This is a genomic window from Haloarchaeobius salinus (genome assembly GCF_024464185.1).
GTDB classification, from domain to species: domain Archaea; phylum Halobacteriota; class Halobacteria; order Halobacteriales; family Natrialbaceae; genus Haloarchaeobius; species Haloarchaeobius salinus.
Genome location: NZ_JANHAU010000007.1, coordinates 46,379 through 66,844, shown reverse-complemented (window position 1 = coordinate 66,844; position 20,466 = coordinate 46,379). Strand labels below are relative to the sequence as shown.

Genomic DNA, 20,466 nt, shown 5'->3' with positions numbered 1-20,466 from the left:
TCGTGGAGCACCACTTTAGACAGTTCTTGACCACCTCAGAGTGTGTCCGTGTTTGTTAGACCACCGTCGACAAGAAGTGATGCACCGGAGACGTACCTTGCGAGGTCGCTCGCCAAGAAAACGGCGACGTCTCCGACGTCAGAGGGCTGACCTGCTCGCCGTAGCGGTATCTTCTTGAAGAGATCCTCCATTTCGTCGTCGTTCAGTCGCTGTAACGAGGACATTTGGGTCTCCGTTAACCCGGGGAGGATTGCGTTGACTCGGATTCCTTGCGGACCAAGCGCTTCAGCCATCGCGAAGGTTAGCGTCCGGATGGCTCCCTTGGACGCACAGTATGTCGTCCGGTTCCCATACCCCTTGAGCGCCGCGTCGCTCGCCACATTAATAATGGTACCACCGGAGAACCGCATCTTTCGGGCAGCTATCTGCGACCCGAAGAATGTACCTCGAAGGTTGACGTCCAGCAGGTCGTCGTAATCTGACTCGGTTATATCAAGGAACGGCTGCCGGTGGAGAATACCAGCGTTGTTGACCATGATGTCAAGTCCGCCAGCTTCCTCGGCAGCCTCGACCGCTTGTTCGAGGTCCGATGTCTTGCTCACGTCGCACTCGACGAATGCCCCGCTTCCGTTCGTATCCTCGGCGATCAAGTCGACAGTCTTAATCCCGCCACCTCTGGGTTCGGGGTCGATGTCGGCTACCACCACATCCGCGCCGTGGCCCGCGAGCGAGAGCGCGATGCCGCGACCGATACCGCTCGACCCGCCGGTGACGACTGCAGTCCTGTCCGTCAGTAGTTCAGTCATCGGATAATGCGGAGTATAAACCGCAGTTACCTATGTCTATCGTCCGGGGACGCTCAGTTGGGGATGCGGTAGCGAAAGAACAGGTCAGGGAAGCAATGGCGAACGAACGATTCGAGCGAGCAGTGGCGGATAACTCGCTCGTGTGACCGACAGCCAAGGGGTGAGCTGGTGGCTCAGTGGTCAGTCGCCAGTTCCTTGTCGGCCAGAATATCCCGATCAGACTGCATCATCTGCGCCTCAACCAGCGTCGCGCACCCAGGGCAGTAGTACTCCCGAAGTTCGAACTCCTCGTCGACGTAGATTCCCGGTTCGTCGATGAGCGGGTTCGCCTCCGTCAGCGGCTTCTTCGCACAGAGCAAGTGCTCCTTATAGACGGCGTCGACTGAGCAGATATCCTCGCCGCAGGAACGACACCGGAGGCGACCGTCCGCCGCTTCGAGGTGGGTGTCGAGCGTGGTCGGCACGTTCACTCACCCTCCTCCCGCTTTACCGCGGTGAAGCACTCCGAGCGAATCTCTTCGCGACGGGCCTCGGTCGCCTCTGCGTCCACTTCGGCGTCGATGCCCTCTCCGTCGACTGCGACGCCGTACGTGGACCGGTCCATTTCGTGGGAGATGTACCCGTTGGCGACATCCTCGCGGACGCGCTCCGGGTCGCGGTCGATTGGGTCTCCGAGTCCGGCGCCGCCTCCCCACGACAACTGGAACACGTCCGCCTCCCGTTACTGCATCTCGTACTTCGGCGGGAGGACGTTGGCGTCACCAAATTCGCTGATATCTTCGGGTATCCGCCCTTCAGCGAGTCGGTCGGCGACATCCGTATCCTCGCTGATCTGGTAGCGATTCGAGTTCGGCGGTAGTCCGCCGTTGATTCCTTGCACCGGCGGGAACGCGACGCCGAAGCTGGTCAGCGTCAGTTCGAGGGGGATGTCCAGCGCCTCCGGTCCGCCGACGTTGTGCGGTTTCCAGGCTATCTCGCCGCCGACGCCACTCCTGTACTCGCCGGCGCCACCCGAGTCCTCGAGTTCCCGGCGGAACAGGTAGAGCATCGGCAGGTCGTGCTCGGTCCGCTCGACTGTCGGGGACTGTCCCCGCGGCGTGCACATGATACCGCCAGTTTCGATGCCGTCTTCGTACGAGCGAGCTCTCCATCCGCCGGCCATCGAGTCCATGAACAGGTCGGCGACAGGTTTACCGTCGTGGTCCAGTCCTAAGACGGTGACCGTCGGCCAGGAGCCGCACGATTCGGCAAGCAGGTCATCCTACGATTCGATTCCCACTTTCGTCGGTGACTACCGTGTCGGTGAAGGTCCCACCGGTGTCTACCCCTATAATGTACATGCTACCAATTCTCTAACATACTACAACAGAATATGAGCGTTGCGTCGTTCACATTACTCTTCCGTCGCTGGGCGGAGGGAAGGCCGGCACGGAGGCCGATCGGTCGGAGCCGAATACTTTTATTGGTGGATATAGATATCCCATCTGATGTCCGAAGAAACAGCCTGGATTAGAACCTTAGGTGCAGAAGTGCAGTACGTCGGCAGTGACCCCTATCGGACGCGTTGCCTGCGGGCGGGTAATGGGGACGAACCGCCACTCATCTTGCTTAGTGGGATTGGCGGACACGTAGAATCGTATCTCAAGAACGTCATCCCCCTCGCTGAACGCTTCGACGACCGGGAAGTCATCGCCATCGACTACATCGGCCACGGGTTGTCCAGCGCTCCGGAGGATTGTGAGTACACGCTGGAAGACTACTCCGACCAAGTTGAGTACCTCATCGACGAACTCGGCTACGAGAGCGCGCATGTCCACGGGGAGTCGCTCGGTGGCATGGTGTCCGCGTACATGGGGATCAACCGCCCGCACTTGACCGAGACCATCGGTCTCAACACACCTGCCGGCCTCCTGCAACTCGACCCACCGAGCGTCACCGAGGAGGACAAGGCCGACACCCAGGAGAAGCTCGAGGATTTGGCCGACCGCACGACGGATATGCTCGACGCGGGCGTGACCAGAGAGACCGTCCGTCGACGCCTGGATTGGCTGTTCGTCAACGAGACGCCGAGTGACGAACTCGTCGAAATACGGTACAAGATCTACAAGCAGGATCGAGTGCAGGAGGTCATGCCACAGATCTATCAGTCCACACTCATTGACGACTTCCATCTCTGGTCACGGGAGGAAGTGGAGAACTTAGACGTACCAGTCTTGTTCATATACTCGGCGCACAACCCCGGTGCCCCGGAGAAGGCCGCGCGGTTCGCGACCGACCTCATGCCGACTGTCGAGTACCACCTGTACGAACACTCCGCGCACTGGCCGCAGTGGGAGGAAGCCGATCAGTTCAACGACGATACTGCGGCTTTCGTGAAAGAGTACGGTCAGTAGGATCAACCCCGGATCCCTCGAGACCATTGACTGTCCTTCCTGAGTTTAAGCGGTTTTATTCTTGCCCGAGACGCGGACGGGCTTGTAGGGCTCTTCGAGATACGCGATGTCACTCTCGCGGAGGTCAATATCGACGGCTTCGACGGCTTCTTCAAGATGTTTGATGCTGGTTGCGCCGATAATCGGGACATCAACCATGTCCTTCGACAGCATCCATGCGAGGCTTATCTGGGCCATCGAGGCATCGTACTCTTCGGCCAGTTCCTGGACCCGCTCGTTGATTTCGCGGCCGCCGCGTTCCAGATAGGGGTGTCCCTCCGTACGATCGTCCGTCTGGCCCCTCCGGGTCGCGTCCAAATTCTCGAGGGGGCGAGCGAGGGTGCCTCGCGCGAGCGGGCTCCATGGGACGAAGGCGATGCCCTCCTGCTGACATATAGGCATGATTTCGCGTTCCTCCTCGCGGTACATTAGGTTGTAATGGTTTTGCATCGTGGCAAATGAGTCGATATTCATTGAGCGACTCGTTTTGAGCGCTTCAACAAGCTGGTAGCCCCAGATAGAACTCGCACCGAAGTTGTGTATGTCACCACGCGTGACAGCATCGTCAAACGCGCGTAGAGTCTCCTTGATGTCGGTATCGTAGTCCCAGCGGTGAATCTGATAGAGGTCAATGGTGTCGACACCCAGGCGCTCTTTCGAATTTTGGATTGCCTGATCGATGGCCTTCCGGGAGAGACCACCGGAGTTGGGGTTATCCGGGTCGGTCTGATAGTAGCACTTCGAGGCGATGACCTTACTGTCACGGTCGTACTGGGAAAGCACATCGCCGAGGAGTCGTTCTGACTCGCCTAGTGAGTACAGGTTTGAAGTGTCGAAGTAGTTGATACCGAGTTCGACGGCGCGTTCGATTATCTCTCGGCTCTCCTCCTCATCCAGTACCCAATCCCGCCAGGCGCTGTCGCCGAACCCCGCACAGCCGAGGGCGATACGACTGACTGACATTCCAGTGTCGCCGAGCGTTGTGTATTGCACAGATTGAGTGTGCCTGTGATACTATTTATAATTTAGGTTGGCTTAGGACCGTGCCAACCAGCCAGACGGAGTCGGCTGTTAAAGACGGCTATCCCGACCCCGTTAGAGGAAATAGTTCATAGCATCGAGGGGGATCGTAGTGATGTCGAGGTAGGCGGTCCGTTTCCGTATTTTCCAGCCGTCATCCGTGTTGACAATGACGTCCTCCCGCTTCGCAGAGAGTGTATCGTAGTCCCCCGAGTCGCCTTTGCTCACGTACAGCAGGAGATTCGAGTTCACCTCATACTCGTCTTCTCCGTCCCCAGGTTCGACGCGGACGTTTGAAACGAAGTGGCGAGTCCGAGAAGGTGGGCGCTCTGACCAAGCGTACTCGCCGGCGCGTCGGGTGATGCGATCGCTGAGCGTTTCGTACGTCTCGTACATGTGGTACGTGTCAAGGAAGTCGCTGGTGCGACCCTCCTGCGAGACGCGAACCGGGATTTTGTAGTCGATCTCCTCATCAAGGAGTTCAAGCCAGTCGTCCAAGCGTCGATCGTCCAGATACTCCGCCTCTTTGTATAGGAACTGCTCAATCTCCCAGTGGGTATTCCGGTCGACGTATGCAGTCTGTTTACTTGCCATGGTATCAGTCCTCCCCTGACATCGCTTCGAAATACTGTCGCAGGAAGTGGCGTGCGTTCGCCTCATTGAACCAGCTGTGGTACGCGGTCCCAGGGGCGTCCCAGTCGACCGGTTTTGTCTCCTTTTGCATATCGTATCGGAGATCCATAGTGGTCCCCTTCGAGCCCTTCGTCACGCTCATCCAGTTCTTGGCGTCGTCTTGGTCCGCAACCCCCGACGACCCAAATGCGCCGACGAACGCTTGGTGGGCGCGTTCCTTGTACTTCTCGGGGGCGTTCTTCTCGACTGCGCACCACAGGTACGCCTCGGATTGCGTCGCGCTTATCGGCCGATACATCATGACGTACGTCATCCCGATAGCGGAATCTTCACCCTCCGGCGTGGCGACGGCGGTGGTGTTGATGATGAAGTTTGGAAAGAACCCACCGTTGATGGGTGTGTATCCTTTCTCTTCCATCAGCTTGAGGTTCTCCTCAGGGAGTCCTTCCCGCATACTATCGTGCATCTCCTCGGGATAGATGTCGAACCACGACCCAGTCTCCGCCATCTCGAGTCCGCCCGGTCCCGCATGGATGTGGTATCGAGGTTCGTCTTCTTCGAGGCGGTCTGTCGGGAGGATGCTCGGAACGTCCGCGAACGAGCGGTGGGTGACGAGTGAGTGGTAGTGGTCGCTCATGTTGTTGATGACCCCTATCTTCCAGTTCGTATCCTTGATTACGCGGTGGGGGCCGAGTAATTCCATCCCTTCACTCGTTCTTTTGAGGTGGTAGTCGAGATAGAACTTGAAGTCTCCGAGGAAGTCCTCGAGCGGCTCGGTTTCTTCGCTCAGGCAGATGAAGACAAGTCCGTCATACGTGTCGAATCTGGGCTGTCGAAGGCCTCCAACTTCGTCCTTGTCGATGTTCCCCTGGTACGCATCCTCGAGATTGGGAATCCCAACAAGCTCACCAGTGTTGTCGAATGTCCACCCATGATAGGGGCACCGGAAGTGGGATGCGTTGCCCATCTCACCGTGACAGACCTGTCGGCCCTGGTGGCAGCACTCGTTCGCGAAGACCTGAACTTCGCCCTCTTCATCACGGACGACAATGAAGCTCTCCTCCAGGATGTATCGAACGATATAGTCGCCCTCGTCCGGTATCTCCGACTCGTGGCCGACAGGTATCCACTTTCGTCGGAAGATTCTATCCTGTTCTAGCTCGAATATCTCGTTGCTGCTGTAGATGTCGTCCGGAACTGTGCCGTCCTGTTCTAGGACTTCAAGCGCGTCCGACATCTGGTTCTGTATGCGGTCAACCGCCATACAACACGGATAACTGGGTAGATTATTATATCTTTGGTACGCTAATCCAAGGGTGGCTGAGAGTTTTTGTCTTGGATGTAGTCGTCTCAGTAGGGGATGGTCGGTTTCATCCTCTCGTCAAGTTCACCGATCCACTGGTGATCGCCGGCAATGCCAATATCCTCGTCGGACCACTCAATTGGCTCCCAGTCGGGGTCGAAGATGAGGTACCCACCAGTGTAGAGTTCGAGACGGATGTCACTGGCAGGTTCACGCATGTAGAGGTACTTCCCCTCGGTAATGGCGTGTTGGCCGGGGCCGGCATCGAGTTTGTATCCGTTCTCTCGGAGACGGTCAGCAGCTGCGAAGAGGTCGTGTTCGGTCTCGACGCGGTACGAGACGTGGTGGAACTGTTCGGCTCGGCCATCAGAGTCGCCGGTATCCTCATGCGTGCTGAGCGCAAGATCATGCGGTTGTGGCGTCACGCTCAGCCAGGTTCCCCAGCGTTTTCCTTTGTTCCGGTAGAACTCGTTTACCTGAAACCCAAGGTGTTCCTCAAGCCATTCCGTTGCTGCGGCGCCATCCCGGTCGCGGAGGTGAACGTGGTCGAGACGGGTCGGCGCGCCGCGCACCAGCGTGTCGCCGCTGACCCGTCTCGCTTTGAGCTGCGATTCTTTTTCTGTTTGAGGGTCGGGCTTCTCGACGTCGTAGTAGATTTCGAAGGGGTGCCCGTTGGGCGCTTCGAACCGAATAGCCTCGCCTTGTCCACGCTCCTCGCCAGCAGAGAGCCGTGAGACGTCTATGTCTTCTTTCTCGAGTTGGTCCACGAACAACTCTAAGTGTTCGGGGCGCTGAGCGCGCCACCCAATGTGGTTGACCCCGGCTGTATCGGTCTCAGTGAGACTCAACGTATGGTGCTCCGTGTCGTACATCGACCGCAGGAATGCCGTGTCTTCAGTTCGATCCGTTTCTTGAAGTCCGATTGTATCCCGGAAGAACCGTAGCGACTCGTCAAGATCCGGTGTTTCCAAGGCGACATGTCCCAGCCGCGCGAGTTCCGGACGCTCAGGTGCCGAGTTAAACTGGCCCATAAGTTGGATCCCACGCTCTTCGGATTTTAATATTTCTGTTTCGGCAACGATATTCGCGGGAATGAGGCGGTGGCTACTTGCGTCTGAGGGAACGGCTGCCTCTCCTCGACTCCCGTCTGCGTCGGCCGTCCTCTATGCACTTCAGTCGGGTATGTTCAGTCGTTTCCGCCCGTCGATTCGTTGGCCAGGCGGTCGGCGACGTCAGTGATGATGTCCTCCTGACCACCGACGACGCCAATTTCGCCGAGTTCGACCAGGATCTCCCGCGGGTCGAGATCATACTCGTCGGCGGCTCTTCTAGCGTGCCGGAGGAATGATGAGTAGACGCCCGCGTAGCCGAGCGTGAGCGAATCGTTATCGAGTGTTGGCATTGTGTCCGCGTCCAGCATCGGAACGAGCGTATCCCCAGCAGCGTCCATGACGCCAAACACGTCCGGGTTGACGTCGTATCCTGACTTCTCCAGCACGCTAACTAGCACTTCTATTTGTGCGTTCCCCGACCCGGCACCAAGGCCGCGCAAGCAGCCGTCGATTGTCACCGCGCCCTCTTCAAGTGCGGCTAGCGAGTTTCCAATAGCCAGTCCTAGGTTATTGTGGGCGTGGAAGCCAACGTCGATGGAGAGTTCCGACGCGAGCAGGGAGACACGGTCGCGGACGTCCGACGGAACCATCGCGCCGGCCGAGTCCATGACATAGACAGCGTCTGCCCCGTACTCTTCCATCAGCTCGGCCTGTTCTAGTACTGTTTCTGGTGAGGCCATGTGGGAGAGCATCAGTAGACCGTTAGCCTCGAGCCCCCGCTCGTTGACGTACTCGAAGTGATCCTGGGAGATATCGGCCTCGGTGACGTGGGTCGCGATTCGACATATGTCAGCCCCTTTGTCGATGGCAAGGTCGAGTTCCTCTATAGTCCCGATACCGGGGAGGAGCAACACCGAAAGTTCGGTATCGCTGAGTTCGGGCGCAACGGCGTCGAGGTAGGCCTCCGTGTCAGCAGCCGAGATTCCGTAATTAATCGACGATCCGCCCATGCCGTCGCCATGGGAGACCTCGATAACGTCCATGTTCGCGGCGTCCAGCGACGTGGCGACGTCCGCCATTTGCTCCGGAGTGAACTGGTGGTCGACGGCGTGCATTCCGTCCCGTAGCGTCATGTCGACAATGCGCGGGTTCTTAGTCATCAGCCACACCCCCGAGAGGTCCCGCGTCGCCAGACCGTTCGGCGACCCGTTCCGCCGCCCCAAGCGCAGCGCTCGTCATGATGTCCAGATTCCCGGCATAAGGCGGCAGGTACTGGCCCTCGCCCTCGACTTCGAGCGTCATTGTGAGGACGATGGAATCGTCGAGATCGAACCCGACGTTTTCGTCGTCTCTGACGGTCGGTTCGATCGTTATCTGGTAGCCGGGTACGTACGTCTGTATCTCCGCTTCAATGCGGGCCACAGAGTCGCGAACTGCCTCGATGCTCGTACTCTCGTTGACCATCGTGTGGACGGTATTGCGCATCATAATTGGTGGTTCGGCCGGGTTCAAGACGATAATAGCCTTCCCCTCATCTGCACCGCCAACGTGTTCAAGCCCTGAAGACGTCGTCTGTGTAAACTTATCTATATTTTGTCTAGTCCCGGGACCTGCGCTCTTCGACGCGATCGTCGAAATCATTTCGCCGTACTCGACATCTGTGACGCGGTCAACGGCGTGAACAAGCGGAATCGTCGCCTGTCCACCACAGGTAACCATATTGATGTTCTGAGTATCACCGTACGCTTCGTCGAAGTTGACGGCCGGTACAACGTAAGGGCCCACCGCAGCGGGTGTGAGATCAATTGCGAACAGCCCAAGGTCCTCATAGACCGGGGCATGCTGCTCGTGAATTCCTGCGCTCGTTGCTTCGAACACAATGTCGATCTCATCTGCGTGCTCTTTCAGACTCTCGATTCCGTTGTTTCCTACCCCTATTCCTTCTTCGACCGCGGCTTGGAGACCGTCCGACTCCTCCGTCGGAAGGATTCCAATCATCCTCTCAATTTCTATCGAATCAGAACGGTCAACAATTTTATACATCAGGTCGGTTCCGATATTACCTGGTCCTACAATGGCTGCTTTCGTCGGCATATAGCCAGAAATCTCTATGCACGGATAAAACAATTGGGGTCAGGAAAATGTTCTCCGAATCCCGGCACTCTGAGTGTTGATAACGCCGGTTTGTTCCGTTTGTAGGCTAAAATCCCAGTGGGAATTCTCATCTTGCGGTTGTCGAAGCACATTCTGAGCAGACATGATGCCCCGATAGTCACGGCGAGTGCACGGCAGCCGGTTGCTGGCCCGCACTCAGGCGTACTTGATATCCAAAGAGAGCTGATTCGCCGTTTGTAGGACCGTGTCTATCAGATCGTCGTCGAACTGGGTGGAGTCGACGTTTTTCGCCGGGACAGAGACGCTGAGCGCCCCGTGGAGGGTCTCGTCGATGGTGACCGGTGCACCGATACAGGCGAGTCGCTCTGTCCGCTCCTGATATTCCGTCGCATACCCCTGCTCGCGAAAAGTTTCGAGTTCGCCGAAAAGGCGGGCAGGCGTGGTGATGGTCCTGTCCGTATCCTTCGGCATCCCCCACCGGTCTAGAATCGCTTCGACGCGGTCTTGGGGAAGGTGAGCTAAGATAGCCTTCCCAATGGCGATATTGTGCATCCGAATGCGATGGCCCGTGTAGGTATCTAGATTCACGGCATGATCGCCCCGCGATTGATATAGATACACTCCGAGGCCGTTTTCCTCGACCATCAGGTTCGCCAGATGCCCTGTCTCGTTAGCTACGCGGTCGATCTTTGGTCGTCCGAATTTGTAAATGTCGTACTGCCCTCTGACCTTTCCGCCCATAGTGAGGAACTTAAGACCTACCCGGTAGATATCTGTATCCTCGTCCTTGACGACGTACCTTTTTTCGCGGAGTGTGCTCACGTGGTTATGGATACTTCCCTTCGTCATGTCCAGTTCCGAAGCGAGTTCACTGATTCGGGCGCCGTCTCGTCCCAACAACTCCTCGAGTATTACCAAGGACTTCTGCGTGGTCTTCACAGGGTGGTTTGCTTTGTCATCCATGACATCCGCTATGATACCCCACATCATAATCGTTTTGATTATGAAAACTCCCGGTTTTGAGATGCTTCAGGTGCTACCAGCAGGATAGCACGAAGCAAGTGGCGCGGACACAGTTCGATCCTTCTACCTGCACCTGTTTCGATATCCGGTCTAGTGGGATATTGCTGCCCGGGTTGTTGCACTCGTCGCTGCAGGAAATCCATACACCAACCGTCTCATCCATACCGCTAAACTGTAGAGAGAACGCTCAGGGGTATGTCTCGCTGAGGTTGGCAGAAGCGAGCTCGCGGCACGCGTGGGTACCGAGAGCCACGTTCCCCTGAACTTGGTTATGGTGACTTCAGGTGGAGGACCCCTACGGGACTAAATATCCCCCCACCGCTGTTTTCTATATCAAAACCGAATGGTACCGGCGGTCAACGTCTCCTAACTGCGAGTTGAAGCGCCGAGATACAGTCGAAGAGGAACAAAGCTAGGCTTGAGACGATTTCTTACTATACATCCCCCATGTCAATGGTCGGTTTCTTTCTGCTACAACGACACCACTAATTCATCACTTGTCACTGGCCTCAATGGTTATTGTTCCGAGCGATGCGAACTCAGCTGTGATAGTCGCACCAGGGTGGAGGCCTACCGCCGGTGTAATGGACCCACTCAGAACCAACTGGCCAGCCTTGATGCGTTGGTCGTATCCTTCGAGTTTATTCGCTAGCCACGCGACGGCGCGGGCCGGGTGATTCAGCACGGCTGCCCCGGCTCCCGAACCGGCGAGTTCGCCATTCCGGTGGATTTTCAGCCCCTCTAGAGAGAGATCTATGCCATCGACCGAAGTTGTCGCATCGCCAGTCACGTAGAGTGCCGACGAGGCGTTATCGGCTATAGTGTCCTGAATGTTTATGTCCCACTCTCGAATCCTGCTGTCGATGATTTCGAGGACTGGAATGACACTCCGCGTGGCAGCGAGAACGTCAGTCTGCGTCACCGGCGGCGTCAAATCCCTCTCCATGAGAAACCCGATTTCCGGTTCAATGCGGGGCTGGATTAGGTCCTCCATCGGAATCGTTCCGTCAACAATGTACATTGTATCCAGCAGCCGGCCGTAGTCCGGTTCGTCGACATCCAGTTGATTCTGAATTCCCTCGCTCGTTAATCCAATTTTGTGCCCTACTACAGTCGCGCCATCGCTGATGCGGTGGTCAACGAACCGCGACTGAATATCGTACGCGTCGGCAATGGAGAGATTATATTCCCCGGTTGGCCGGTCTATCGGTACACTACTGTCGAATGCCTCGTAGAGTGATATGGCTATGTTTTCTTTCTCTTCCTCTGAGACTGGCATGTCTACAGGATATTGCGGGAGGACTTAAAACCACGGTCACTTCCTATATGCTGAACGTCGGCTTCGACGTGCGGTGTATGCGCCCGTTTTATGATTCATACAGAGGAATTGAGACCAGATAGCAATTTTCGAATTGAAAACACGGACCATGGCGGTTGACACCCGAAAGTCTCACACAGTCTCTCGGAAAGCAGATCCTTCCTCGCCAGCTACGGGTCCACAGAAGTTCCCGTGGACGGTCCAGTCGGGTGCACAGATGATGGTAGCAGCCAAGTGGGCAAACGAGAAACCATGACCGGCTATCGCTCAAGGAATACCAATCCAGATACGGTAGATATGAACCTACTTTTCTTCTGGCGTTCTCCCTGAAATTTCAATCAGATTTGTACGCAGCGAACGGTCCCCGCCGGTAGACCGCTGGCTAGAGATACGTTTTTCGGTGACAGCCTTTGTCCAATATGGCAAAATGGCCTTATAGATATGTTTAATATTAGAAAACGGGGGTGCTAGTGTGTTCTTTACCCACTTTGGAGGCCCGATCTCGTACTCCCTTATAATAGACCATGGTGCCGCTTCTCCCGCAAGTGTAGTAGTACTACGAAACGTGTGTTACAAACATAGTACTGTAAAAACAGCACACCAAGAAACGTGTGTTACAAACATAGTACTGTAAAACCTTCAGACGAGAAATTTTGATTGTACTGTGTATAATTCTCGGAAAATAATTGGCCCAGTATAAAAAATGAGGCGAGTGCGAACTCCTTTTTGCTAGGGATATTAAGCGGGTGAAAACATACGATACAACTTCATGGTTGTACCACACTAACACAGGTAGATGAGTAAACACGAAGACATCTGTTGCAAGCTTGGGCGTGTTACGACATAGAGTTGACTCTCCGATGTCGATCATTGGTTAGCCAGAGAGTGGGGGGACGGAACGAGTGTGCGAAACCTCACATAGATGTTGAACAAAAAGTGGATCGTATCCGAATGAACTACCGTGAACGCCAGTCGCCTTGAGTGGAGTAACACTCCTGTCTATGAGGCACTTCACACCAGCAAACTCACCGTCAGGACGACCCGAAAGCGACCGAGATAGAAAGTGCAGGTGTCGATGCCGAGTCGCTCTCTGCCGACTTTATCTCCCACTATACAGTATATCAACATCGCAAAAACGGTCTGCCTGTACCTGGCCCAGAAGAAAAGTCAATAGGGGACGTCGGGAGAATGCTCATGGCACCACCTATTCACTCCAGTATAGAGCTGCTTTGGCCACAGAGTCGACACTCAAGTCCCTACAGAAAACAGATGTTAAAAATTTTGGCGTTCCGAAAGTTCTGGTCCATATTCGTTTCGTCTGGCAAGAATGTGGCGGTCGATGGATTTCGAGCAGGTGCTATGTGAAGATTATCACAGCCCAACAGATTAACGCGAGAATGAGTCAGTAAACAAAAGGCCTAATAGCTATCACTGAAACATACAGCTATGTCTCATTCAGAATCTGCGCAAGGAGAATTCTCCCTCCACGTAGAGAACGTTGGTGGGATTTCAGAGACTACCGTCGACCTCTCCGAGGGCGTCACTATCCTTGAAGGTCGAAACGCGACTAATCGAACCTCGTTCCTTCAAGCATTGATGGCAGTAATGGGTAGCGACCAATACACGCTCAAAGGTAATGCAGAGAAAGGGCGTGTTGAACTTGATATTGGAGAGACGATAGTCGAACGACGCTTCGAACGCCAGCACGGTACGGTCAACGCTAAAGAACCTGGCTATCTCGATGACCCGGAAACTGCAGAACTATTCGCATTCCTCCTCGAAGATAACGAAGCACGGCAGGTGGCAGCTCGTGGAGAGAACCTCCACGAACTCCTTACCCGGCCAATCGATACTGCCGAGATAGAAGCCGAGATCGAACTCCTTCAGGCTGAAAAACGAGACCTCGATGAAAAAGTCTCCAAAATAGAAGAAAGAGAACGGGATCTCACTGGTCTTGAACGGCGGAAACAGGAGCTTCAGTCCGCTATCTCCAAGCGTGAAGAGCGTCTCGAAGAGCTGGAACATGAAATCGAGCAAGCTGACGGTGACATCGTCTCAGAACAGGAATCAAAGGAGGCCATCGAAGAGCAGCTCGATAAGTTGAAAGATCATCGGTCACAGCTGGAGGATATCCGATTCGAACTCGAGACGGTGCAAGAGACGATCGACTCACTGGAGTCCGAGCGGAAGGAGAAGAGCGGCCGGCGAGAGGAGCTGACTGGTCGAACCAGCGTCGATATCGACGCCCTTCATGACGACCTTGATGAGCTCCGTGAGCGCCAACGTCGGGTGAACGCTCAAATGAACGAGCTTCAGAGCATCATCCAGTTTAATGAGGGAATGCTGGACGGAACGGATAGTGAAATCGCATCTGTCCTTCAAGAGAAGAGCGATCAAGAAAATGATGGTGCTCTCACGGACCAGTTACTCGAAAGCGATGACGCTGTGACGTGCTGGACGTGTGGCTCACAGGTTTCCCGTAGCGACATCGATGAAACGCTCAACCGACTCCGTTCGCTCCGGCAAGAGAAGCTGAATGAGCGTCAGACCATTCAGGACCAAATTGACGAGAAGAAAAAGCGTGTGACAGAGATTGAGACAGTCGAAGATGAGCTCGACAAACTCGATGACAGGCTTGCCGAGATTGATACCCAACTCGATTCGAAGCGAGAACGGGTCGAAAAACTGGAGGAACGGCGCGAGACCCTCCACGAAGAAGTCGAGGAACTCGAGGCGGCCGTTGAGCAAGAGCAGTCTTCGGACTACGATCAAGTACTCGAACTCCACAAGCAGGCAAATCGTGTTGAGTTGGAACTCGAACAAAAAGAAACAGAGCTCGACTCGGTAGAATCTGAGATCAATGAGATAGAGTCCATGGTTGACGACAAGGAAGAGTACAAGGATCGCCGGAACCAGGTTGTCGATGAACTTGATGAGCTACGGACTCGGATCGACCGGCTTGAAGAAAATGCAGTTGAAGAGTTCAACAGTCATATGGCGGAGGTTCTGGAGATACTTGAGTACGAGAACATCGCCCGTATCTGGATAGAACGGCAAGAACAAGAGACACGGCAGGGGCGGCAGAAAGTTCAGGAGACGGTTTTCGACCTTCACGTGGTCCGTGAGGCAGATTCCGGTGAAGCTTACGAGGGGACGGTCGACACGCTCAGTGAGAGCGAACGCGAGGTCGTCGGGCTTGTCGTCGCCCTTGCTGGCTACCTTGTACACGATCTCCATGAGACAGTGCCAGTGATGTTACTGGACTCTTTGGAAGCAATCGATTCGAACCGGATCGCGAAGATCATCGAATATTTCGCAGACTATCCTGATTACCTAATTATCGCACTTCTTCCCGAAGACGCGAGTGCAGTCGACGCTGGGAAACAGATTATTACAGATATATAAGATACTTAGTTTCCAGACATGTCGATGCCGGGCTTTGCTGGCGTTTCGGTCCACGACGTTCCTCTTAGATGCTGTGCGTTTCGGACGCGTTGGTCTCAGCGTTGATTTCGATGGGGTTCCGCGCTCACTGATCAGCGATGGAAACTCGTCAGAGAAGCGCTCGTCGTCGATGCGACCACATGGCCCAGCAAGACAAATAGATCCCAGAAGATTTTGTTCTGAATCGAGGACTGGCGCATCGACAGCACGTATTCCGTAGACTTCCTGAGGAGATGAACCATTCCAACAAGAGGTAAAGTTAGGAGATACAGTTCGACTATTTCGAATGACCCGAAGCCCATTTGATCTCTATACGGCTATTCGTGAGCAGAAAGTCAAAATGTTACACCAATATATATGTAACACAAACCAAACCAGTATTCGACTTTTTCGAACAGTTAGTCGTAGAGAAGATCGATCTCGATTTCGTTCGTGACCTCAAGGAGTGACTCGGGAATTTCCTCTTCGAACTTCTTTCCTTTGAGTCGCCTCGCAGGCCCCGAGACACTGATCGCCCCTAACGAAACACCATCCTCGTCACGGATTGGAGCCCCAACCGCGAACAGATGTCGACTGGATTCTTCGCGATTGAATGCGACCTGCCGCTCGCGGACTTCTTCCAGTTCGGTAAACAACTCATCACGAGTCGTCTTCGTATTTTCCGTCTGTTTCGGCAGTCCATGCTTTGTGATTATTTTATCAACGTTCTCTTCTGGGTAATACGCCAGAATCGCCTTCCCTGCGGCGAGTGAATGAAGCGGCGAGTAGTCACCAATCGAAATATTCGATTTAACCGAATTCTGTCCAACGTTCCCATAGACGTGTACTGCATGGCCGTCTTCCTCAACGATATACCAGACCCGCTCCCCGGTCTTTTCAGCCAGTTTATCGACGTGAGACTTTGACACCAGAAAGAGATCCCTCGCACGTCGTGCCTGAATACCGAGATTCAGGAATCTCAGACTAAGTCGGTAGGAATTCCCATCTTTGAGCACGTAGCCGGTACTCACTAAGGTCTCGAGATGTCTATGAATGGTACTCTTCGAATATGGGAGTCTCTTGCTAAGCTGAATAAGTGTGTGCTCGTCCTCAGCCTTGAGCTCCTCAATGATTTCAAATGATTTCTGCGTGGTTGTGACGGGGCGGGACGGGTCTTCCTGACTCATGGCCAAAACCATGGGACACGCCATCATAAAGCATTCGAATCATTCGAACGGGTTCGCATGTTTGTTCGAATGATTCTACTATTCCACCGGATACTGAATTGATAGCTTCTACAGGTCGTAGAGATCTTTTGCATTCGAATGAGCGATTTTCATTCGGTCTGAATGTGATATCTCCAGGTTCTCGATATCCGCCTTCGCTCTGTTGATATCGCCGATCACATGGGGATAATCCGACCCAAGGAGCAGCTGGTCCGCGCCAACGGATTCCATCGTACAGACCAACGCGGGTTCATGGAACGAGACAGTATCATAATAAATTTCGCGGAGATACTGCTCGGGTTTCTTCGAGATGTTTTCACGGCACTCCGGATACGCTTGGTATCCGTTATTGAGTCGCTCAACGAGGAATGGAATCGTTCCACCGAGGTGTGAAACGTGGATGTCGAGGTCGAACTCCTCTAAGACGCCATCGAAGATGAGTCGTGTAATCGCCAACGTCAGGTCATTTTCAAAGCCGACCAACGGTGCAAGTCGATGTTCTTGCATCGTATCCACGTTCGCTGGGGGCATCGGATGGATGTATAGTGGTACATCGAGTTCGTCGACCGCCTCGAAAAATTGCCTGAAACGATTCGCAGTCAGCGGTTGGTTATTGATATTCGACCCGATGTTGATTCCCTTGAGACCGAGGTCTTCGATGGCACGGCGTGCTTCTTCGACAGCTAGCTCCGGAGTTCGAAGTGGGACGCAAGCAAGCCCGTAGAACTCGTCATGATTTTTTTGAATTTCAGCGTAGGCGTCGTTGGAGACTTGTGCTAGTTCGAGCGCGGCTTCTCCTTCGAGGAAATCGATGTTCGGGATACTGACGCTGAGGAGCTGCTGGTCAATTCCTGCATCCGCCATGTGCCGCTTTCGAACGGCAAGGTCGGTCATTGGCGGGGTCAGCGTAACTACCCGTGAACCGTTCGACACGATTACATCCCGCCCGGCTTCGTCTGACGAGAGGGAATAAGAACCCTCTGAGTCGTCAAGTGCATCCAAATAATTCTCTGGATAGTAGTGGTTATGCACGTCTATGGCTTGGACCATGGTTCAGAACCTATGTCGCCGTTACTAATACTTTTGGAAAGTATCATTTCCACATTCATAGAAATTAATCCAAGATATGTGCAATTAAAGGAATGGGGAGGAGATGCGAGTGATTTATAGGGGCAGAACAGTCCCAGAACGTGATGTCAGTAGGAACGTGCCGGTCCCATAGAACTACCTTCCGAAATACCTGGATGAGAGATCGCTATTCTGCTCCTGTCTCTCCGTACTCCATGAACACTGTCTTCGTCTCTAAAAATTCATCTACGGCGCTCTTGCCGTTTTCTCTGCCCCATCCACTGTGTTTCACTCCTCCCCACGGATACTGGGGCCCAATCATCCGGTACGTGTTAATCCAGACAGTTCCAGCTCTGATTTTGGTACTCAACCTAGGGCCGCGCTGAGCGTCGCCAGTCCAGATCCCCGCAACGAGCCCAAAGTCCGTTTGGTTCGCGATACGCACTGCTTCAGATTCGGTTGAAAACTTGATAACGGCCAAAACAGGCCCGAAGACCTCTTCTTGGGCAAGCGTCGAGTCTGGGTCAACATCAGAGAGAATCGTAGGTTCGTAGAACAGATCACTTGCAAGAGTAGTTTCGGGGGGGCCGCCACCATATTCGAGTCTTGCTCCTGCTTCCTGTGCTTTGGTTACGTACTGGTCAATTTGTGTGAACTGTGCTTGGGAAGCCAACGGCCCCATGTCTGTCACCTCATCTCGTGGATTACCCAAGACCAGGCCGTCAGCTTTGTTCACGAGTTCGTCAACGAACTCATCGTGGATTTCATCCTGTACGAGAACTCGCGAACCAGCTGCGCAGAACTGTCCAGCCGCATTGAAGATACCATCAATCACACCTTCTGCTGCGTTATTCAGGTTTGCATCACCGAAAACGATATTCGGGCTCTTTCCACCGAGTTCCATGACAGTGGGTTTGAGATTCCTTCCAGCTTGTTCTGCAATCGTGGCGCCCGTTTTTGGGCCCCCGGTGAAACTAACCTTGTCAACCGAATCATGTGTGACGAGGGGGGAACCGATTTCCTCTCCAAAGCCGGTAACGACGTTTACAGCTCCATTTGGGAGGCCAGTTTCGTCAATTGCGCTTGCGAGCGTGAGTACTGCAGCAGATGCCCGTTCATCCGGTTTCAACACGACCGACGCACCGGCTGCAATTGCCGGGGCGAGCTTCCACGTGGCTAACATTGTGGAAGCATTCCATGGTGTAATCGCTCCAACGACACCCACTGGCTCCTTGCGAGTGTATACCTCCGCAGTACCATCGTTTGGAATGGTCTCACCCTGTATTTTGTTCGCAAGTCCAGCGTAGTAGCGGTACCAGGCGGGCAGTGCCCTGATTGCGCCACTGATTTCGTTTTTCGGGCGACCAGTGTCACGAATTTCACAATCAATCAACTCATCAGCCTTGGCTTCAACACGATCAGCGATCTGACTGAGGTAATTGCCTCGCTGGCTCGCGGTTGCATTGCTCCATTCGCCTTCGAAGACAGCATACCGGGCTGATTCGACAGCCTCACGAACATCCTCGGCATTCCCTCTCGGGATCTCAATCCACTCATCTCCATCGTATGGATCAGTACTTTCGAAATATGCTCCGGAATTTGGTTCGACGAACTGTCCGTTGATATAGTGTCCTGACACCTGTCTCATTGGACTATTACCTCGTGCACTGGGATGGGAAACGCTCTGTACTTCGCTGCCATTCTGTGAGTAGACACAATCACTGTCAATAAATCTTCCTCGTAGACTGAATCAGCGACTTGGAGTATCTTTCGCACTGCTGAGGTGACCTCGCTTCGAGACTCTCAAGACTGTGAAGAACAAGCCTAGAAGTTACGAATCGTCTTAGCGAGCAATTCAATGCCAGTCGTAAGTGCCTCATCTTCGACGAAGGTGTAATTTACGCGGAGAGTGTTGTGCTGAGGATCGCTCGCATAGAACGCGTGGCCTGGAATAAACGCCACACCTTCGTCGATTGCGCTCCGTAAGAGCTCCTCAGTATCATACCGTTCTGGCAGAGTGAGCCAGAGAAACATCCCACCTCTTGGACGAGTCCATTCTACGTACTCTGGCATCGATTTTTCCATGGTATCGAGTGCTAAATCCCGTTTCTGGGAATAGAAATCACTGATCCGTTCGATCTGCTCGTCAATATCTCCAGATTCCAGATAAGCAGATACGAGCGACTGGGAGACCGTACTCGTATGAAGATCAATCGGCTGCTTCAGGAGCTTGAACGTCTGAATCAGTTCCTCCGGGGCAACTAGCCACCCAACACGGAGCCCTGGAGCCAATACTTTCGAAAAAGAGCCGAGATAGATAGTCCTGCTGCGGTTGATACTCGCAATTGGCTGTGGAGGTGCTGATTCGAAGCTCAGTTCGGCATACGGGGAATCTTCGACGATAAGGAAGTCATGTTCCTTGGCAAGTTCCACGAGACGGTGCCGACGAGACTTACTCATCGTAAGGCCGGTTGGGTTTTGGAACGAGGGCACGACATACGCGAGGGATGGGGATTTCTCCTCTAATTGCCGGTCAAGATACTCAATATCAAGGCCATCCTCGTCAAGCGGCACTGTGACGTATCTGACGTCAGTGAGGTTCTCGAAAGCAGTGAGTGCCGCCACGTACGTTGGTGCACCGACGACTGCAGTATCATCGTCACTAAGTAGTGCTCTGCCGATCAGATACAGTGCTTGCTGGGACCCGCTCGTTATCATCACCTCATCCGAAGAGACAGACATGTTCCAATGAGTTCGCAATCTCTCAGCAATCTTCTTTCTCAGTCTGTCTTCCCCCTGGGTAACTCCATATTGTAGCATGGATGTTTTCTCATCCTGCAACGATTCCTGAGCGAGTTCAGCGAGTTTTTTCGAAGGAAATGTTTCGGCGTTCGGCCAGCCAGCGGCCAGCGGAATCACGTCTTCTCCGTCAATCAAGTCGACTACCTTCCGAATTTCGACGGGTTCGAGTTCACGGGCTCGAGTCGCTAGATGTTCCTCGTAATCCATCGCATTGGTGTGTATCTTCTCCCCAGATAAATAATTCG

18 protein-coding genes are annotated in these 20,466 nt (G+C 54.1%); 2 read left to right on the top strand and 16 right to left on the bottom strand.

Annotated features, from left to right (window positions below):
- Positions 1-35: 35 nt before the first annotated feature.
- From NO345_RS18105 to NO345_RS18090, 4 genes are all read right to left on the bottom strand, one after another.
- On the bottom strand, positions 36-806 hold the full coding sequence (locus NO345_RS18105) for an SDR family oxidoreductase (protein WP_256301626.1): 771 nt from the start codon (positions 804-806) through the stop codon (positions 36-38).
- A gap of 173 nt (positions 807-979) precedes the next feature.
- Positions 980-1,270, bottom strand: a complete 291-nt coding sequence (locus NO345_RS18100; protein WP_256301625.1) for an acetone carboxylase subunit gamma — start codon at positions 1,268-1,270, stop codon at positions 980-982.
- Between the two features lie 2 nt (positions 1,271-1,272).
- Positions 1,273-1,515: a hypothetical protein gene (locus NO345_RS18095; RefSeq protein ID WP_256301624.1), complete on the bottom strand. Its 243-nt coding sequence runs from the start codon at positions 1,513-1,515 to the stop codon at positions 1,273-1,275.
- Positions 1,516-1,527: 12 nt separating this feature from the next.
- Positions 1,528-2,061, bottom strand: a complete 534-nt coding sequence (locus tag NO345_RS18090) for a hydantoinase B/oxoprolinase family protein (RefSeq protein ID WP_256301788.1) — start codon at positions 2,059-2,061, stop codon at positions 1,528-1,530.
- Between the two features lie 232 nt (positions 2,062-2,293).
- On the opposite strand from NO345_RS18090, the gene NO345_RS18085 reads away from it, so the two are divergent.
- The gene (locus tag NO345_RS18085) at positions 2,294-3,199 is read left to right on the top strand and encodes an alpha/beta fold hydrolase (RefSeq protein WP_256301623.1); all 906 of its coding nucleotides are present in this window, start codon (positions 2,294-2,296) and stop codon (positions 3,197-3,199) included.
- Between the two features lie 45 nt (positions 3,200-3,244).
- Here NO345_RS18085 and NO345_RS18080 read toward each other — a convergent pair whose 3' ends face one another.
- The 8 genes from NO345_RS18080 to NO345_RS18045 form a co-directional block, all read right to left on the bottom strand.
- Entirely contained in the window at positions 3,245-4,231 is a 987-nt protein-coding gene (locus tag NO345_RS18080; protein WP_256301622.1) for an aldo/keto reductase, read from the bottom strand.
- Positions 4,232-4,333: 102 nt separating this feature from the next.
- Entirely contained in the window at positions 4,334-4,852 is a 519-nt protein-coding gene (locus NO345_RS18075) for an aromatic-ring-hydroxylating dioxygenase subunit beta (RefSeq protein ID WP_256301621.1), read from the bottom strand.
- Between the two features lie 4 nt (positions 4,853-4,856).
- On the bottom strand, positions 4,857-6,155 hold the full coding sequence (locus NO345_RS18070) for an aromatic ring-hydroxylating oxygenase subunit alpha (RefSeq protein WP_256301620.1): 1,299 nt from the start codon (positions 6,153-6,155) through the stop codon (positions 4,857-4,859).
- Positions 6,156-6,241: 86 nt separating this feature from the next.
- On the bottom strand, positions 6,242-7,225 hold the full coding sequence (locus NO345_RS18065; protein ID WP_256301618.1) for a VOC family protein: 984 nt from the start codon (positions 7,223-7,225) through the stop codon (positions 6,242-6,244).
- 155 nt (positions 7,226-7,380) lie between these two features.
- Positions 7,381-8,406, bottom strand: coding sequence for a 4-hydroxy-2-oxovalerate aldolase (gene dmpG, locus NO345_RS18060; protein ID WP_256301616.1), 1,026 nt, complete (start codon positions 8,404-8,406; stop codon positions 7,381-7,383).
- Positions 8,399-9,340: an acetaldehyde dehydrogenase (acetylating) gene (locus tag NO345_RS18055; RefSeq protein ID WP_256301614.1), complete on the bottom strand. Its 942-nt coding sequence runs from the start codon at positions 9,338-9,340 to the stop codon at positions 8,399-8,401. Before NO345_RS18055 ends, dmpG begins: the two co-directional genes overlap by 8 nt.
- Before the next feature lie 216 nt (positions 9,341-9,556).
- Positions 9,557-10,324 carry an IclR family transcriptional regulator gene (locus tag NO345_RS18050; RefSeq protein WP_256301612.1) on the bottom strand — a complete coding sequence of 256 codons (768 nt, stop codon included), beginning with the start codon at positions 10,322-10,324 and terminating at the stop codon, positions 9,557-9,559.
- Positions 10,325-10,877: 553 nt separating this feature from the next.
- Complete coding sequence (locus NO345_RS18045; protein WP_256301611.1) at positions 10,878-11,663, bottom strand: 2-keto-4-pentenoate hydratase; 786 nt, start codon at positions 11,661-11,663, stop codon at positions 10,878-10,880.
- 1,485 nt (positions 11,664-13,148) lie between these two features.
- Between NO345_RS18045 and NO345_RS18040 the strand changes: the two genes are divergently transcribed.
- Entirely contained in the window at positions 13,149-15,107 is a 1,959-nt protein-coding gene (locus NO345_RS18040; RefSeq protein ID WP_256301609.1) for an archaea-specific SMC-related protein, read from the top strand.
- 437 nt (positions 15,108-15,544) lie between these two features.
- On the opposite strand, the gene NO345_RS18035 is transcribed toward NO345_RS18040, so the two are convergent.
- From NO345_RS18035 to NO345_RS18020, 4 genes are all read right to left on the bottom strand, one after another.
- Positions 15,545-16,312 carry an IclR family transcriptional regulator gene (locus tag NO345_RS18035; RefSeq protein WP_256301607.1) on the bottom strand — a complete coding sequence of 256 codons (768 nt, stop codon included), beginning with the start codon at positions 16,310-16,312 and terminating at the stop codon, positions 15,545-15,547.
- A 108-nt stretch (positions 16,313-16,420) separates the two neighbouring features.
- Positions 16,421-17,401 (bottom strand): amidohydrolase family protein, encoded by a 981-nt coding sequence (locus tag NO345_RS18030; RefSeq protein ID WP_256301605.1) that lies wholly within the window; start codon positions 17,399-17,401, stop codon positions 16,421-16,423.
- A 205-nt stretch (positions 17,402-17,606) separates the two neighbouring features.
- Entirely contained in the window at positions 17,607-19,067 is a 1,461-nt protein-coding gene (locus tag NO345_RS18025) for an aldehyde dehydrogenase (protein WP_256301603.1), read from the bottom strand.
- Between the two features lie 176 nt (positions 19,068-19,243).
- Positions 19,244-20,428 (bottom strand): aminotransferase-like domain-containing protein, encoded by a 1,185-nt coding sequence (locus tag NO345_RS18020; RefSeq protein WP_256301601.1) that lies wholly within the window; start codon positions 20,426-20,428, stop codon positions 19,244-19,246.
- Positions 20,429-20,466: the final 38 nt, after the last annotated feature.

Excerpts from the sequence above, each read along its gene's own strand:
- NO345_RS18105 (WP_256301626.1), bottom strand. The coding sequence starts at position 806 with ATGACTGAACTACTGACGGACAGGACTGCAGTCGTCACCGGCGGGTCG.
- NO345_RS18085 (WP_256301623.1), top strand. The coding sequence starts at position 2,294 with ATGTCCGAAGAAACAGCCTGGATTAGAACCTTAGGTGCAGAAGTGCAG.
- NO345_RS18075 (WP_256301621.1), bottom strand. The coding sequence starts at position 4,852 with ATGGCAAGTAAACAGACTGCATACGTCGACCGGAATACCCACTGGGAG.
- NO345_RS18070 (WP_256301620.1), bottom strand. The coding sequence starts at position 6,155 with ATGGCGGTTGACCGCATACAGAACCAGATGTCGGACGCGCTTGAAGTC.
- NO345_RS18065 (WP_256301618.1), bottom strand. The coding sequence starts at position 7,225 with ATGGGCCAGTTTAACTCGGCACCTGAGCGTCCGGAACTCGCGCGGCTG.
- dmpG (WP_256301616.1), bottom strand. The coding sequence starts at position 8,406 with ATGACTAAGAACCCGCGCATTGTCGACATGACGCTACGGGACGGAATG.
- NO345_RS18055 (WP_256301614.1), bottom strand. The coding sequence starts at position 9,340 with ATGCCGACGAAAGCAGCCATTGTAGGACCAGGTAATATCGGAACCGAC.
- NO345_RS18050 (WP_256301612.1), bottom strand. The coding sequence starts at position 10,324 with ATGGATGACAAAGCAAACCACCCTGTGAAGACCACGCAGAAGTCCTTG.
- NO345_RS18045 (WP_256301611.1), bottom strand. The coding sequence starts at position 11,663 with ATGCCAGTCTCAGAGGAAGAGAAAGAAAACATAGCCATATCACTCTAC.
- NO345_RS18040 (WP_256301609.1), top strand. The coding sequence starts at position 13,149 with ATGTCTCATTCAGAATCTGCGCAAGGAGAATTCTCCCTCCACGTAGAG.
- NO345_RS18035 (WP_256301607.1), bottom strand. The coding sequence starts at position 16,312 with ATGAGTCAGGAAGACCCGTCCCGCCCCGTCACAACCACGCAGAAATCA.
- NO345_RS18030 (WP_256301605.1), bottom strand. The coding sequence starts at position 17,401 with ATGGTCCAAGCCATAGACGTGCATAACCACTACTATCCAGAGAATTAT.
- NO345_RS18025 (WP_256301603.1), bottom strand. The coding sequence starts at position 19,067 with ATGAGACAGGTGTCAGGACACTATATCAACGGACAGTTCGTCGAACCA.
- NO345_RS18020 (WP_256301601.1), bottom strand. The coding sequence starts at position 20,428 with ATGGATTACGAGGAACATCTAGCGACTCGAGCCCGTGAACTCGAACCC.